Origin of the sequence: Streptomyces sp. SP18BB07 (assembly GCF_036322545.1) — a bacterium.
GTDB classification, from domain to species: domain Bacteria; phylum Actinomycetota; class Actinomycetes; order Streptomycetales; family Streptomycetaceae; genus Streptomyces; species Streptomyces deccanensis.
This window is the reverse complement of record NZ_JAQYWT010000354.1, coordinates 116,157-130,628: the sequence shown is the minus strand read 5'-3', so window position 1 is coordinate 130,628 and position 14,472 is coordinate 116,157. Positions and strand designations below refer to the sequence as shown.

17 protein-coding genes are annotated in these 14,472 nt (G+C 71.7%); 10 read left to right on the top strand and 7 right to left on the bottom strand.

Annotated elements, in window-relative coordinates:
* From PUR53_RS36470 to PUR53_RS36440, 7 genes are all read right to left on the bottom strand, one after another.
* Window positions 1-673: hypothetical protein (locus PUR53_RS36470; RefSeq protein WP_329911178.1), on the bottom strand; the 673-nt coding region annotated here is incomplete at its 3' end.
* A 47-nt stretch (window positions 674-720) separates the two neighbouring features.
* On the bottom strand, window positions 721-1,560 hold the full coding sequence (locus PUR53_RS36465) for a hypothetical protein (protein ID WP_329911177.1): 840 nt from the start codon (window positions 1,558-1,560) through the stop codon (window positions 721-723).
* A 66-nt stretch (window positions 1,561-1,626) separates the two neighbouring features.
* Window positions 1,627-2,457: a hypothetical protein gene (locus PUR53_RS36460; protein WP_329911175.1), complete on the bottom strand. Its 831-nt coding sequence runs from the start codon at window positions 2,455-2,457 to the stop codon at window positions 1,627-1,629.
* Between the two features lie 104 nt (window positions 2,458-2,561).
* A complete protein-coding gene (locus PUR53_RS36455; RefSeq protein ID WP_329911174.1) occupies window positions 2,562-3,356 on the bottom strand; it encodes a hypothetical protein in 795 nt (264 codons plus the stop codon).
* A 90-nt stretch (window positions 3,357-3,446) separates the two neighbouring features.
* Complete coding sequence (locus PUR53_RS36450) at window positions 3,447-3,830, bottom strand: hypothetical protein (RefSeq protein ID WP_329911173.1); 384 nt, start codon at window positions 3,828-3,830, stop codon at window positions 3,447-3,449.
* Between the two features lie 180 nt (window positions 3,831-4,010).
* Complete coding sequence (locus PUR53_RS36445; protein WP_329911172.1) at window positions 4,011-4,718, bottom strand: hypothetical protein; 708 nt, start codon at window positions 4,716-4,718, stop codon at window positions 4,011-4,013.
* A 71-nt stretch (window positions 4,719-4,789) separates the two neighbouring features.
* A complete protein-coding gene (locus PUR53_RS36440) occupies window positions 4,790-5,329 on the bottom strand; it encodes a hypothetical protein (protein ID WP_329911171.1) in 540 nt (179 codons plus the stop codon).
* A 264-nt stretch (window positions 5,330-5,593) separates the two neighbouring features.
* Between PUR53_RS36440 and PUR53_RS36435 the strand changes: the two genes are divergently transcribed.
* From PUR53_RS36435 to PUR53_RS36390, 10 genes are all read left to right on the top strand, one after another.
* Complete coding sequence (locus PUR53_RS36435; RefSeq protein WP_329911170.1) at window positions 5,594-5,896, top strand: hypothetical protein; 303 nt, start codon at window positions 5,594-5,596, stop codon at window positions 5,894-5,896.
* Window positions 5,897-6,038: 142 nt separating this feature from the next.
* On the top strand, window positions 6,039-7,382 hold the full coding sequence (locus tag PUR53_RS36430; protein ID WP_329911169.1) for a hypothetical protein: 1,344 nt from the start codon (window positions 6,039-6,041) through the stop codon (window positions 7,380-7,382).
* 182 nt (window positions 7,383-7,564) lie between these two features.
* Window positions 7,565-7,927, top strand: a complete 363-nt coding sequence (locus PUR53_RS36425) for a hypothetical protein (protein ID WP_329911167.1) — start codon at window positions 7,565-7,567, stop codon at window positions 7,925-7,927.
* A gap of 67 nt (window positions 7,928-7,994) precedes the next feature.
* Complete coding sequence (locus PUR53_RS36420; protein WP_329911165.1) at window positions 7,995-9,509, top strand: hypothetical protein; 1,515 nt, start codon at window positions 7,995-7,997, stop codon at window positions 9,507-9,509.
* A gap of 137 nt (window positions 9,510-9,646) precedes the next feature.
* Window positions 9,647-10,069 carry a hypothetical protein gene (locus tag PUR53_RS36415; protein ID WP_329911163.1) on the top strand — a complete coding sequence of 141 codons (423 nt, stop codon included), beginning with the start codon at window positions 9,647-9,649 and terminating at the stop codon, window positions 10,067-10,069.
* Between the two features lie 98 nt (window positions 10,070-10,167).
* A complete protein-coding gene (locus PUR53_RS36410) occupies window positions 10,168-10,875 on the top strand; it encodes a hypothetical protein (protein ID WP_329911162.1) in 708 nt (235 codons plus the stop codon).
* An 89-nt stretch (window positions 10,876-10,964) separates the two neighbouring features.
* Window positions 10,965-12,056 carry a phosphoadenosine phosphosulfate reductase family protein gene (locus tag PUR53_RS36405; protein WP_329911161.1) on the top strand — a complete coding sequence of 364 codons (1,092 nt, stop codon included), beginning with the start codon at window positions 10,965-10,967 and terminating at the stop codon, window positions 12,054-12,056.
* Between the two features lie 84 nt (window positions 12,057-12,140).
* On the top strand, window positions 12,141-12,758 hold the full coding sequence (locus tag PUR53_RS36400; RefSeq protein ID WP_329911159.1) for a hypothetical protein: 618 nt from the start codon (window positions 12,141-12,143) through the stop codon (window positions 12,756-12,758).
* A 66-nt stretch (window positions 12,759-12,824) separates the two neighbouring features.
* Entirely contained in the window at window positions 12,825-13,421 is a 597-nt protein-coding gene (locus tag PUR53_RS36395) for a hypothetical protein (protein ID WP_329911157.1), read from the top strand.
* 132 nt (window positions 13,422-13,553) lie between these two features.
* A complete protein-coding gene (locus PUR53_RS36390) occupies window positions 13,554-14,441 on the top strand; it encodes a deazapurine DNA modification protein DpdA family protein (RefSeq protein WP_329911155.1) in 888 nt (295 codons plus the stop codon).
* Window positions 14,442-14,472: the final 31 nt, after the last annotated feature.

The window sequence follows — 14,472 nt, the reverse complement described above, 5'->3', positions numbered from 1 at the left end:
CGTGCGGGCGGCACCCCTCCTTGTGGTCCACCGGGTTCAGCACCCCGGCCAGCAGCGGCAGGGCGGCGTCCAGCATCGCGACCGCTTGGTTGCCCGCCTCCTCCTCGTCCAGGAGCGACCGGTTCTCCGCGTGCATCCGGTACAGGGCCCGCCCGATCACGGTCGGCGAGTGCCGTGGGCAGCCCTCCGTGCCCGGCTGTATCTCGGCGTGGCACGTCCGGCAGAGCACGCCGAGGAACGTGTTCGGCGTGACGCCCTCGTACCGGGCCCAGTTGTCGAGGAGCGTTCCGTTGTCCTCGAGCGCGCGGTCCAGTAGCGCGTGAACGCGGTCCAGTTCCCCAAGGACCTCGCGTATCTCTGGTGTGTCCGCGTGGGCGCGGATCTCCTCCAGCCGCAACGCGGGCAGCGGGTCATGCCCGGGAACGTGGGCGCCGCGCGCCTTGGCCTGGGCGTCCTCGAACGCGGAGGCCGAAGTCAGACCGGCCCCGGCGACAGAGACCTCAGCGTCCCCCACACGGAAGCTCTGACCTACGCCCGGCTCGCGCACCACCCACGGCCGGTGATCGTTGTCCTTGCGCGGCGCGTAGGTCACCACCTGGTGCGAGCGGGTCTCGACGACCTCTCCTCCACGTTCGATCGCCGCGAGCAGTGCCGCACGAGTGGCATTCGTCATGATGTTCGTTCCTCCAGAGGTAGGGCGGGTAGGTCAGCTCGGGCCGGTCAGCGGCAAAGCTGCGGGGCGAGGGAGATCAGCAGGTCCGCGCCGATGCCGTGAACGTCGACGGACGCCGGGGTCGTGTCGTGGGCGCGGGAGATCGGGTCGAGGGCAGCGGCGACGTACCCGTACGGGCCGGGCTGGGTGCCGAACGCGAGTCCGCCCTGCTCGGTCTGCTCGACGTCCCCGCGCCGGGCCAGAACGGCGGCCATACGGCGCGCCAGGCGTCCACGGACGCGGGGCACCGGCCGCCCGGGGACTGCTTCGGGCAGGAAGTGCCCGACGGCCCGCTCCACGGCGCGCACCGGGCCCGTGATGGACACGTGGCACTCGGGCTTCGTGCCGTACGCCGTGACCGAGTAGCGCGCCCCGGACGGGGACCCCCACGCCAGGGTGGACGTGTTCGGCAGGAGACCGACCCGGTTGTACGTCGCGACGCCCTGCAGCCGCATCGCGTGCCCGATCTCGTCCAGCAGCTCCAGCCGCCCCCTGACGCGCGGCCCGTCCTGGGCGCGCCCGGCGGCCTCGTCGTCGAGGACGGGCAGCACCAGGCGCAGCACCTCGCGCGCGATCGGCTCCGGCGCCATGTGGTCGAGGCGGCGGTCCGGCTGGTACGGCTCGCGGTCGGGGAGCTGCCAACCGATGTCCGTGCGCCACGGGTGCGCGATGAGGATCAGGGCGCGGTCGGCCTGGACGAGACGGGCGGCGGGCTTCACCGACCACCATGCCTGGTAGGGCTCGACGGTCCAGCCGTGGCCGGCCCGCTCGGGCAGGAGGGCGGCGACGCGGGCGGCGAGCCTCTGGGAGCGGCTGACGACGGGGGCGGCGGTAACGGTCTGGGTCATGGCGGGGCCTTTCGGGGAGGGGCCGCGCCCCGGAGCAATCGGGGGCGCGGCCGGGCGGGTCGAGGGTCAGACCATGTGCGTGGAGGCGGCGAGCAGCAGGTCGATGCCGACGGGGCCGACCTGGGCGCAGACGCGGGTGGCGTCGCTGACGGGGTCGGTGGGCTCGGCGCGGGAGGGGAGCGCGATCCAGCCGTGCAAGTCCTGGTGGCCGCCGAAGTCGACCTCGTCGGCGTCGATGGGGCGGAGCTGCGGGAACCGGTCGGTCAGGTGGCGCGTGAAGGCGCTCCCGGCGTCCGTGGGCGTGTGGGCACCCAGCGGGGGAAGCAGGACAGGCAGGGCCGCGTACAGGCCGCTCAGCGGGCCCTCAAAGGTCAAGGCGAAGTTCCCGCCCACCCCGTTCGCCCACACGCCCCACTCCGCGCCGCTGTCGGTCGTCCATGCCAGCCCGGGGCCGTCGGTCCGCTCGGCGTCCTGGGGGTGGGCACCGTGGTCGATCAGGTGGAACCCGAACTCCGTCAGGGCGGTGCCCTTGTGGTGCAGGACCTGACGCCACCCCTGTTCGGCGTTGACGGCGTGGGCCGCTTCGGCGTCGAGGAGGGGCAGTATCCAGCGCAGGGCTCGGGCGGCGAGCGTGGCGACGGAGGCGGGGTCGGTGGAGTCGGCAACGGCGTCCGGGTGGACGGGGAAGGTGTCGGGCCGGTCGGCGTAGACCTCTACGCGGCCCGCTTGCTCCACGACGATCAGGGCGCGGCGGCCGTCGGTGATGCGGGAGGTGGCGACGTTGTTGCGGATGCCGTACGGGGCGGGGCCGACCGTCCACGCCTTGCCCCGGCGGGCGGGCAGGAGGGCGGCGAGCGGCGCGGCGGTGGTCGCGGGGGCGACGGCGGACAGGGTCACGGCGGGTGTTCCTTCGTTCGGGCGGTTCCGGCGCGGTGCTCTCCGGCCGGGGTATGGGGTCATGCGGGTGGTGCTTGCGTCGCGCCCACACGGTGGGGTCGGTGTCAGCCGTGGAGGTCGTACAGCTCCCGGGCGGCGACGGCGGCGGCCTCGCGGTGCTGCTCGCAGGTGGGGATACGGGCGCCGAGGTGAGACACCATCCGGACGGCCGTGTGCGGTGCGGGGTGCTCGCTGGAGAAGCACGGCAGGCGGCGGTCCTTGAGCCCGTACGTCACGGTCGGGCCGTGCTCGGCGTGGGCGCGGCTGAGTGCCGTGGCCGTGGCTGGGGCAGGGATCTCGACGACGGCCGGGACGGTGGGCCGGTTGCACGGCCGGGCAGCGCTGACCCTTTCGGACGCAGCCAAGAGGGCGTGCTTCCAGTGCAGCGTGAACGCCGCTTCGAGGAGCGCAGTCGTGATCTCCTCTCCAGTCGTGACCCGCAGGTGGCCGTGGACTGCGAAGAGCCGGGCGAACAAGTCGCCTTCCTTGGCAATCAGGACGGGGCCGCCGGGCAGCAGCGACGGGGGCAGCTCGATCTCGCTGCCGTACACGACGGCGGTGACGTACTGGCCGAACATGGGCGGGAAGCCGAGAGTCGGGTTGGCGGCAGCGATCCGCTCAGCGTCGGCCAGGGCGAGCCACGCGTCCACCGGGACCGTGTTCGTGATGGTGATGCCGTTGAAGGTGTCGGGGTGCTCGGTCTCGAAGGCGGTGGCGGCGGCGTCGAGGAGGTTGGCGATCTTCCACAGCGCGTCGTGGCTCGTGGCGGTCTGGAGCGGCACGGTAGCGCGGGTGCGGGCGATGGCGGCGATGGTGCGGGCGCGGTGGGCGGCGGCGAGGGCCTTGGGCGGGATGGACATGGGTGTCTCCGTCTCCGGCGTACGAGGTGGGGTGAAGGGGGGGCCGGGGCGCGGCGGGGGAGGGCCGCGCCCCGGCGGTCTGAGAGCCGGTCAGGCGGCGATCAGCACGGCGCGGACGGCCTTGTACTCCGGCTTGCGCGGCTTGTACGCGGCGGCGATCCGGGCGACCTGGGCGCGGGTGTAGCGGAAGGCGGTCCGGGCGTGACGGAGGAAGCCCTTGGCGGTGCGGCGGGTGCGGTAGCGGTGGCCCTTGACCCCCGCGCGGTCCACGGCCTTGGCGAGCGCGGAGGCGACGGCCTTGGCGGTCTCGCGGGTGGCGCCGGTCGCGGCGGCGTGGGTGAACAGGGAGCGGGCGCCGGTGCGGACACGGCGGGCGGCCTGGGCGGCGGAGCGCTGCTCGGAGGTGGCGGCGCGGTTGGCGCGGACGCGGTCGCGGAGGACGGTGGCGGCGCGGCGGGCGGTGACAGAAGCCATTGCGGTGTTCCTTCGTTCGGGCTGTTGGCGGTGCTCTCCACCAACAAGGAAAATAGTACAGCAATAAGAAGTCCGGTGGGGTGAAACCGGGGGACGAGATCAAGATTTCCCCAGGTGAATCCGCACCCTGGGGAGCTGTCGACATGCGCAGCGAGTCTTACGCCTGCACTGTCCGCCTGACTAGAAGAGGGTGCCGGTGTCCTGGGTGGGCGTCGCGGCCGGCCTACGGGTGCGGGGCGCGCGCTTGGGTGCGGGGTCGTCCCCGAACAGCGCCTCAGTGCCACACGCGTCCGGGACGGCGGGCACGGGCCGGCGTACGGCGTCCGCGTCGACCAGGGCGAGCGGGGCGGTGCCGTCGAAGTCGGCGTGCGTCATGGCCGACCAGTTCCGACGGCCGGGCCCCTCGCCCTTGATCGCGGCGGTCAGGCGTACGGCCTCGAGCTGGAGGTCGACGACGCGGGCGAGCGCGGCCCGTACGCCGTCGGCGTCCCCGTCGGCTGCCCGCAGGTCGGTGTGAGTGGCGTCGAACCGGCGGCGCAGATCCACGCTCCACTCGATGAGCTGCGCGTCGCGGGTGTCGGGCTGGATCGGGACGACGCCGTCCGCGCCGATGAACGGGAGGGTGACGTAGTCGGCGAGCAGGGACGGCAGGCGCGTTCCCTCGCACAGCTCCCGGACGGTGCCCATGGCGCTGCGCACGGGGTTCCGGCGCTCCAGGTGATCACCCCGGGCGGACTCAAGGCCGTCGGCGGCCCCGTCGAACGCGGCGGCGATACGGGCGAACGCTTCCCGTTCGGTGGGGCGGGCGGCTTCGCGCACCAGGGCGGCGAGCGCGCGGGAGCGGAGGAAGGCGTTGTGCTCGGCGTCGAGCTGCTCGGGGGTGATCACGGCGGGTGCTCCTGTCTGGGCTCGGCAGTGCCCGGGGCGCGGGCGGTGCGCCCCGGGCGGGCGGGGCATGGTCAGGCGTTGCGCTGCTTGCGGTCCAGCGCTCGCAGCGCGTTCGCCCACTGCTTCGTGCCGGGCGTCTGGGGGAGGGCGGCGATCGCTTCGGGGCCGCCGGGGCGGGCGGCGACGGTCAGGCACAGCCGGAAGACGTCAGTGGGGGCGTCGTTGTGCTCGCACTCCAGCGGGGCGGCGACGGCTCCGGCGTGCAGGGTCTCGGGCGTGCAGGCGTCGCTGTCGGCGAGTTCGTGCCGTCCGTCGATCCAGCCGTCGTTGTAGGCGGTGACGAGCGGGTCGTCCGACTCGGGCGCGGTGGGGATCGGCTCGACACAGCCGGTGGCCATGAGGTCGTCCCGCCCCTCGGTCCAGCCGTCGTTGTACGCGGTGGCAATGGCGTCCTCGGTCACGAGCGTGACGGTGGCCAGCGGGGCGGGAAGGGGCGTACCGGCGTGCGGGTCGGCCGTGCCGGGGCCGAACGCGGCGGCGGCGCCGAGGAAGGCGGCGGCGAGCCCGGCGGCGAGGAGTGCGGCGGGGCGGGGGCGGCGGGTCATGCGCATTGCGGGTGTCCTTCGTTCGGGAGTGCCCGGGGTTGCTCTCCCCGGTGCCGCCGGTGGGCGGGGCTCCAGAACGTACAGCCGAACGGAAGAAAAGTACAGCTGTAAGAATCCCTGAGAGTGCTCACGGGTCAATTCACCTGCATGTTTACGGTTCCTTACGGCTCGACCGTTGCGCTTGATTCTTATTGCTGTACTGTTCTTCTTGCGGGTTCGCCCCGCAGCCCCGGAGAGCACCGGGGCCCAGCCCGAACGAAGGAACGCACCATGGCCCCTGTCACCCTTGCCAAGCCCACCGACGCCCGTGAGCAGGCCATCGCCGCCCACTCCGTGCGGATCGGCATCGCTGCCTCGAATTCGCGCCTCCACTACGGGGACGCCCGCCGGTGGGCCTCCCGCCTCACCCCGGAGAGGCGCGACACGATGCGGCGCTCCGGCACGCTGAAGTTCTCGCCCCTCACCTGCTTCGCCCTCGCCGAAGTCATGCGCGAACACGGCGAACTCACCGCCGACGACGGCGTGTGCACGTACGCCGAACTCAAGGCGATCTGTACGGGCCACACCGCCTGACGCTCCGCACCGCCCGCCGTACCCACCGGCGGGCGGTGCGCCCCGCCCCCTCACCGGCCCTTCCGGTGGCGGCGCAGGGCGCACCGCCCCACCCCACAGTCCCGGAGAGCACCGGGACAGGCCCGAACGAAGGAAGCCCACCGTGACCACTGCCACCGCCCGCGCCGAAGCCATGGCGCTGCAGGTCCTGATCTCCGCCCGCCTCCACAACGGGCGTGTCGTCACTCACGACCTCGTGGACGCCGTCATGAGCCGCGACTACGCCACGGAGCAGGGCAAGGCGAACAAGGAGATGGTGCGCCGCATCATCCGCAAGCGCGCCGCATCGGAGTTCGTCCGGGTCATCTTCACTGAGGATGAGCGGTACTGGGCCATCCGCGAACAGCTCCACCGCATGAGGACTGACGAGGTGCGCGCGCTCCGCGACGAGATCGCCGGATGGGGCGACGACGACCCCCGCAGCTGGGACCAGACGCTGAACAACGCCATCTCCGTGCGCCTCTCCGCCCGTCAGCAGACACGCCGCCTGCAGAACTGCGAGCCGGTCTCCATCCGCCTGTGGCGTGAACCGCGCCGCACGGCCCTCCCCTCCCCCCGCGACCTCGACCAGCTCTCCCACGAGCTCATCGAGCTGGGCCCGACTGCCCCTGTCGACCTCCGCCCGGAGATCACCGAAGCGCAGGCCGACGTCGAAGACGCCCGTGAAGCTCTCAGGACCGCCCACACCGGCCCGGACCGCGACCGTGCCACTCGGAACACCCACGCCGCCGTGAAGCGCGCCCACGCGGCTATCCGCGCCGTCGAGGAGCGCAGCCCGAACTTCGCCGCGTTCCGCGCTCACGCTGTCGCCGACACCGCCGCTCTCCGTCTCCGCCCCGAGGACCTGACCGAGCTCATGCGTCACCTCCTGGCCCTCGCACCCGGCGCGCCCTCCCCACAGCGCCGCGCGCTCGTACCCGCGCACCGCGCCCTCGAGGCCGCGACCGCTGCCGTGGAGGCCGCTGACGCACTCGATGGGCTGGCCGGCCTCCAGGCCTCGAACGCCGCGCACGACCAGGCGCGCGACGCCATCGAGGAGGCCCGCGCCGCGATCCTCGCCATCGAGCCCACCGCCAAGCAGATGCGCGGCACCGACATGCCCGTGACCCCCGAGACCATCCGCGCCGCCGCCCGCGCCTACAACGTCGCCAACACCCATCCCGAGGAACTGGCCGCGATCGAGACCGGCACGCCCACCGTGCAGGTGTGGAGCCGCAGCAGCGGCGGACTCGGCCGCGAGATCATCACCACCATCACCGCCGGAATCCGTGCCGACATCGGCCACGTCCCCGCGCACCCCCCAATCGTGCTGCGCTTCCGGCGACTCGACGGACGCATGACCGCCGCCGAGAACGCCCGCCGACTCCTGTGGCGCGTCAACCCCGCGAAGCGGTACCTCCGCGTCGAGGACGTCCCGGTCGAGTTCGAGCAGGACTCCCGGGTCTGACATCCGATCCGGTGCCACCCGCCGATCCGCGCGGGCGGCACCGATCGAGCCTCGCACGCGCACGCGCGCGTGTGAGCGGTCCAGAAAGTCCAAAAACCCCGCCTGCCTGGCCTTTTCCCGCGCTCTCGGCCACGGGCCCGCCCGTAGGCCTGTTCGTCGCTCTGAGGAAGGTTTCTGCCCCCATGCCTCTGCCGTCCTGGCTCCAGCCCCACCTGCCCGCCGCCGAGTCCCCCCAGTACACGTTCGAGTCGTTCGCCGACGAGGTGGCCCGTCTGTTGGGTCTGCCCCCGACCATGCGCACCGGGGAGTTCGAGCGCAGCTCCGAGACGGATCACGTGTGGTTGCTGTGGAAGTCCGACCGGGGCGGAGCGAGCGTCATGGTGGAGCGGCCGTACGGGGAGCTGCGCGCGGCGCTGGTCATCAAGGTGTGGTGGCACCAGTCCCCGGACCCGGCCGACGTCGCCGCGATGGTCCGGGCGTACGAACGGCGCGGCCGTGTCCAGTCCCTTCGGTCCCTGCTGGCCTGGATGCTGCGCCGCCGCTGAGTTCCTGGTCTGTCCCGTAGCTCCCCTCCCGTTCCCGGCCGTCGCCGGATCCCCGAAGGAACATCGAGTGTCTGCGCCTGCCCTGTTCGATCTGCCCGCCCCCGCGTCCGCTCCCGTCGCGGCTGTGCCGGCCACCTTCCGCCGGTCCGGGATCACCGTGCTGTCGTACGGGCTCGGCGCGGACAGTACGGCGATCCTGCTGATGTTCCTCGCCGACCCGGAGCGGTACGGGCTGCGTGCGGACCTGTCGGACCTGGTGATCGTGCACGCAGTCACCGGGGATGAGTGGCCCGACTCCCTGAGCTACGTCGACCGGTTGGTGCTGCCGTTGCTGCGCCGGGCCCGGGTGAGGCTGGTGCAGATAGCCAGGGGCGGGCCGGAGGACGCCGACGGCGTGGTCGTCCTGGACGACTCCCGCCAGCCCCGCCGGATCATGGCTCAGGGCCCGTGGAGGCTGTCTGACGAGCTGCGCACGGCCGGGACCGTCCCGCAGATGGCTCGGGGCAAGCGGACGTGCTCGATCAAGTTCAAGGGCTGGTGCCTGGACCTGTGGGCGGCGCACGAGTTCGGCACGTCCAGCTTCCGGCGCGTCATCGGCTACCACGCCGACGAGATGGACCGGGCGGAGAAGGACTCCGGCATCCAGCGGGGCCTGAACGCCGAGGCCGGCCGGACGATCTGCGAGCCGTACTACCCGCTCATCCACGCGCGCATGAAGCGGGCCGCCGTGGAGGCGTACGTCCTCGGGCAGCTCGGCGAGCCCATACGCAAGTCGTACTGCGCGCAGTGCCCGTTCAGTGGCGTGTGTGCCTCCAGGGACGCGCACGAGGAGCGGCTGAGGGCCCATCCGCACGTCGCGGCCGACGTGTTGCGCATGGAGTACGTCTCCCAGGCCTTGAACGAGCGGCAGGCGCTGTACGGCGAGAAGTCGCTGCGGAAGCGGCTCACGGACGACGGGCGGAACACGGCGGTCCTGGACGCGTTCGAGCTGTCGCTGGGGCAGGCCGCGTACGCGGTGTACGAGGTGCGGCGGGTGTACTTCGCGGCCCGTACGGACGACTGCCGTCAGTGGCACGGCAAGACGTGCCGGTCGCCGCGCTGGTGGTGCCGTGAGCCCCGTACGGAGGTGTGCCGTGCCGACCACCCGGCCAGTGACTTCGCGCCTTGGTGCTCTGGGCTGGACGGATGCCGGGGGCAGACGAAGAAGGGCCAGGCGTGGCGGTCCGTGCGTACGGTGTGGGAAGGCTCCCGAGCTGGGGCGGAGGCGTACGTGCGGGCGTTGGCGGTCGCCCACGGCATGCGGCTGGAACGGGGCGAGCACTCCCGGATCGAGCGGGCCCACTACCTGACGGGGGGCGACAGCTATCCCACGGCGTTCGCGTACCTGGTGGCGGCGCCGGCCGGGGTGCGCGACAAGCAGCGCCCGAAGTTCGAGGAGCGGTTCACTCAGCTGACGGGCCGGGACGGAACCGTGGGCGAACCGGTGCGGGAGTTGCCGAAGCCGACTCCGCCCAGCCGTACGGGCGGGGTTCCCTGCATTCGGCGGGCGAAGACGATCGACGGTGTCACGTTGATCGCGTGACCTGATAGTGCAGCCGTGACACACGAGCGCCGCGAAGGTCTTATTCCTCGGGGCCTACTACCTCCCGCGTTCTTATTGCTGTACTATTCGACGTGTTGGCGGAGAGCACCGCCGACAGCCCGAAGGAAGGAACACTGATGAACGTTTCCCTGGCCGTGAGGACGCTGCCGGAACTCACCGCGCACTACGGGCCGATGCGCACGCTCCTCCACCACAAAGGGCTCACGTCCCTCACGCTCGAGCAGCGCGAGACGTACGAGCTGAGCATCGCCCGTGGGGAGGTGCTGCGGGAGTCCCGCATCAACTACGCCGACGGTGACCTCCTGCTGCGCATCACGTGCGTCAAGTACATCGACCCCGAGTCCGACGGCGTGCGGTACGCCGTCGACTACATGTCGCCCACGGCCTCTTACCTCACCCGTGACCACTCGGTCCGTGGCATCGCGGAAGTGGCCTACATCCACGCGGTACTCGGCGAGTTCGCGGCCCCGACCCTGGATCTCTCGCGGGAGCGGTTCAGTGACCTGGCCAGCTTCTACGACGTCACCGACGTCATCTGACCGGTCCGGTCTTCTCACCTCTCGCCGGGGCGCGACGTTCACGGCCGCGCCCCGGCACCCTCCCCCGAAACCTCTTCCGTACATCAGGAGTCCGCGCCATGCCTTCCCCCAAGACCGTCGCCTCCCAGTCGCCGAGCGCCGCCGAGAAGCGCCCCATGCGCGCGGGTCTCGCCGTCACCCCCGACTCACCCCGCCGTGGGGAGATGAAGCTGATCGTGGAGCTGGACCGCGAGATGATCGGGGTCATCTTCGACGAGTCCCTGGCCAAGCTGTCGCGCGGCGCGTTCGCCGCCTGGTCCTCGAAGTGCCGCAACCGCGGCGGCATCGTCGGCTTCTACCCCTCGAAGGAGGAGGCGGCCGAGGCCATCGCAGACCTGTACGCCGAGACCGGCCCCGAGCACAGCAAGGCCCCCGAGGACGCCGAGCAGCGTGCCGTGTTCCTCGCTCTGCCCACCGTGCGCCGTGACGCCATCGCCCGTGAGGCAGCGGACCTGTTCTACGCCACGCGCACCACCGCGACCGAGTGCTGGACGGACGCGATGGCATGGGACGAGGAGGAACACCCCGGGGCCGACCCGGAGACGGGCGAGCCGGTCTACGTGCGTACGCACTCCGCGACGACCCGGCACCTGCCCAACCCCGATAAGCGGGGCCCCCGCACCCTGTGCGGTCAGGAGTGGCAGCTCGCTTCCTGGTACCGACACCAGGGCCAGATCCGCCGCCCCGACGGCTGGATGATCCGCGACCTCCCCGACTGCGGCGGGTGCGGGAAGTCGCACGCCGCCCGGCAGGCCCGCGCCGCGTAGCAGCTCCATCCGGCCGGGGCGCGCCCTCACCGTGCCCCGGCCCTCTGCGCCGCCCCTCTCCGCCCGCCTCACGCCCCAGGACGCCCGCCATGCAGACCGCGACCCTCTTCGATCTCCCCGCCATCCAGACTGGCCCCCAGGTCGCCCCCGCGGCCGCTCCGGCGAAGAAGGCGCGCCGCCCTCGCAAGGTGCACGCGTCCGTGCCGCTCATGCCGTCCACGACCGTCCCCGACAAGCTGATTCGCGAAGCGGACTGGGTCGTCGTGTCGTCCTCGGGCGGCAAGGACAGTCAGGCGATGCTCTGGTACGTCGTTCGGCGCGCGAAGGCCCTGGGGATGCTGGACAAGGTCGTCGTTGTCCACGCGGACCTGGGCCGGGTCGAGTGGGAGGGCACCCGCGAACTCGCCGAGCTGCAGGCACTCCTCGCGGGGGTCCGCCGGTTCGAGGTGGTCCAGGCGTCGGGCGCCGATCTCCTCGACCGCGTCGAGATCCGCTACGGCAAGCTCAAGGCCAAGGCGGAGAAGGAAGCCGTCGAGCGGGGCGAGGACCCGACCACGGCGAAGGTCCCGCCGGCTTGGCCGTCGAGCGCAGCACGCTGGTGCACCCCGGACGCCAAGCGAGGCCCGATCCGGACCCTCTACACGCGGCTCACCGCCGAACTCACGCACCTGGGCCGCCCCGTACGCATCCTGGAGTGCATCGGCCAGCGCGCCGCCGAGAGCAGCCAGCGGGCGAAGCTCGCCGAGGTGGAGATCAACCAGGGGGCGAGCAACGGCCGACGGCACGTCACCACCTGGCGGCCCATCCACGCGTGGAGCGACCGGAAGGTGTGGCGCGAGATCGCCCGTTCCCGCCTGCCCTACCACCCGGCATACGACTGGGGAAACCGGCGCCTGAGCTGCGTGTTCTGTGTCCTCGGATGCAACAGCGACCTGGTGAACGGCGCGCGGCGCGTGCCGGAGCTCGCTGCGGCGTACGCCGAGACCGAAGTCAAGGTCGGGGCCGACTTCAAAAAGGGCCTGTCGATGCGGGAGATCATCCGGCGCGCCCAGGCCCTGGAGGAGGCCGAGGGACCGGCCGCGCGGCCGCCGATGGGCACTGCGATGGCCGAGCACATCGGATGGGCGGAGACCAACAAGTACCGCAACCGTCGGGCCGCGCTGTACGGCCTCGCCGCTTGACCAAGCCGGGGGCGCGCGAGGGCCGCGCCCCCGGCCCGAACAGCACTGTCGAGCGCTGCGCCTGAACTTTTGGGAGAACGAACCGTGTACGAGAACCGACCGCTCCACAGCTACGCCATCACGAAGATGTCGAAGGGCCAGCGGAAGGTGCTGCTGGCCGCCGTCGACGGCGGGGGGCGTCTGCCCGGCGGTGTGGTGTCCGCACGCGTGCTGGAGTCGATATCGGAGGCGTGGGCGCGCACCGAAGAGGAGACCGGCAGCCGGTTCCTCACCCCCGAGGGACGAGCCGCGCTCCTTCCGACCGACCGTTACCGGCAACTGCGGCGTGCGAACCCGCAGACGGGAGCGGTCTACGGTCTGAACCACCGAGACGGCCAAGGGCTGAGCCGTGACGGGCTGGTCATCTTCCAGAGCAGTGACGGCCGGATCGCGGAGGCCACCGAGCACTGGCGGACGAACGCCTACCCGTACATCACCGAGCGCGGCCGAAAGCTGGTCGGCATGCCGCTGACCGCTCCGTCGTTCGCCGCTCGCCTGCCCATCGGCTCTCGTGCCGTATGGGTGCGGGACGGGAAGCCGGACATGCCCGTGGAGGTGAAGGGTTGGCCGTTCGGCGACGGCACGGTGCGCGTCCACCCCCTCGCCGACGACTGGCCGGGTTACCGGGAGACCGAGGTGCCGGCCGCCGAGCTTCACCCGTAGTGACCCGCCCCGCTGTCCAGCGTGGGCAGACTGACCCAACCCCTTTCACCTGATGGAGAGATGACGATGAACGACATGCCCGAACTGGACCTGAACGACGAGCTTGAGGCCCTGCGGGGGCTCGCTGCTGCAGCAGGGCAGCCGGTCGAGCCCGGTTCGGCGACCTGGGAGCAGGTCAAGGTGTTGGAGGAGCGCGCAACCGCGGGGCACGAGCTGGCGGAGCGGTTCGCGAGGTTCGACGCGCGGGCGAAGGCCGAGCGGTGGGCGCCGCGGGAGTGGCGGCGCGGTCGGGAGCTGTCGGACGAGGATGTCTCGACGCTGGTCGAGAAGTGGCCCGACCTGGCGGCCCTGGGCTCCACGTTCGTGCGCAGCCTCGCCGCGGCCGGGTTCGCGCCGTTCCAGATGGCCAACCTGGTCAAGCAGGTGCAGGGGCGCCGCGGCCTGCCGGAAATCCAGCCTGGAGACGTGGTGGAAGCGATGCTCGCCGGCGGCGGGGAGCCGAAGACGATCCGGCTCAAGGTTGACCGGACGCCGTGGCCGGGCGGCCCGGACAGCACGGTCCTCAGCGACGGCAAGGCGGTGACGGCGGTGGTGACTGCGTCCGTGCGGGTCGTCGAGGACGACGGGACGACGACGGCGCGTCTGGTCGCCGACGAGAGCTGAGCCGCTGCGGGGGCCGTCCGGTCGGGCGGTCCCCGCATTTCGCGGGTTCCCCTTCCCCATGATTCTCATTGCTGTACTATTCGGAGTGTTGGCGGAGAGCACCGCCGACGAAGCCCGAACGAAGGAACCTGCATGTCTTCTGCCGTCCTCTTCGACCTTCCCACGCCCGCCGCGAACAGTGCAGTCGTACGACCGGCCGCCCCGAAGAACCCCGGACGCCGCTCGTACGACGACGTCGACCGCGTGACGTACCTGGGCACACATCAGCCGTCGTGGCTCGCCCGGCCGGAGTTCGCCGAGGACTGCATCCCGCTGTGCGTGGCGAACCACCGGCTCAGCGGCCGCAAGACCCTGCCGCGCGCCGTCACCCCCTGGATGCTCGACAGCGGCGGCTTCACGGAGCTGTCCAAGCACGGCCGTTGGACCGTGTCCCCGTACGACTACGCCAAGTTCGCCCGCCGGTACTTCGACGAGATCGGCATGATGGACGTCTGCGCGATTCAGGACTGGATGTGTGAGGAGGAGATCCTCGCCAAGACCGGGTTGACGGTCTACGACCACCAGATCAAGACCGTGGCGTCCTTCCTGAACCTGATGACGCTGGACGGGGATCTGCCGTGGATGCCCGTGCTGCAGGGCTTCACCCTGGACGAGTACCTGCGGTGCGTGGACCTGTACGAACAGCTCGGCATCGACCTCACCCTCGAACCCGTGGTGGGCATCGGCTCGGTATGCCGTCGCCAGACCACCGACGAGGCCGTACGCATCATCGAGACCCTGTGGTCCATGGGCATCCGCCTGCACGGCTTCGGCTTCAAGGTCACCGGCCTGCGCGAGGTGTCCCACCTGCTCTACTCCTCCGACTCCCTCGCCTGGTCGCTGAACGCCACCAAGCGGGCCCCGATGCCCGGGTGCACGCACAAGCACTGCGGGAACTGCCCCAGGTACGCCCTGGCGTGGCGGAACCGTCTCCTGAACTCCCTCCCCGATCACCGGCAGCTCCTCACGCTGACCGCCTGATCCACCAGACTCCCGGGGCGTCCACCACGGG

What these genes read in the sequence shown, in the direction of transcription:
- PUR53_RS36465 (WP_329911177.1), bottom strand. Translation starts at nt 1,560, where the DNA reads ATGACCCAGACCGTTACCGCCGCCCCCGTCGTCAGCCGCTCCCAGAGG.
- PUR53_RS36455 (WP_329911174.1), bottom strand. Translation starts at nt 3,356, where the DNA reads ATGTCCATCCCGCCCAAGGCCCTCGCCGCCGCCCACCGCGCCCGCACC.
- PUR53_RS36450 (WP_329911173.1), bottom strand. Translation starts at nt 3,830, where the DNA reads ATGGCTTCTGTCACCGCCCGCCGCGCCGCCACCGTCCTCCGCGACCGC.
- PUR53_RS36440 (WP_329911171.1), bottom strand. Translation starts at nt 5,329, where the DNA reads ATGCGCATGACCCGCCGCCCCCGCCCCGCCGCACTCCTCGCCGCCGGG.
- PUR53_RS36435 (WP_329911170.1), top strand. Translation starts at nt 5,594, where the DNA reads ATGGCCCCTGTCACCCTTGCCAAGCCCACCGACGCCCGTGAGCAGGCC.
- PUR53_RS36425 (WP_329911167.1), top strand. Translation starts at nt 7,565, where the DNA reads ATGCCTCTGCCGTCCTGGCTCCAGCCCCACCTGCCCGCCGCCGAGTCC.
- PUR53_RS36415 (WP_329911163.1), top strand. Translation starts at nt 9,647, where the DNA reads ATGAACGTTTCCCTGGCCGTGAGGACGCTGCCGGAACTCACCGCGCAC.
- PUR53_RS36410 (WP_329911162.1), top strand. Translation starts at nt 10,168, where the DNA reads ATGCCTTCCCCCAAGACCGTCGCCTCCCAGTCGCCGAGCGCCGCCGAG.
- PUR53_RS36405 (WP_329911161.1), top strand. Translation starts at nt 10,965, where the DNA reads ATGCAGACCGCGACCCTCTTCGATCTCCCCGCCATCCAGACTGGCCCC.
- PUR53_RS36395 (WP_329911157.1), top strand. Translation starts at nt 12,825, where the DNA reads ATGAACGACATGCCCGAACTGGACCTGAACGACGAGCTTGAGGCCCTG.
- PUR53_RS36390 (WP_329911155.1), top strand. Translation starts at nt 13,554, where the DNA reads ATGTCTTCTGCCGTCCTCTTCGACCTTCCCACGCCCGCCGCGAACAGT.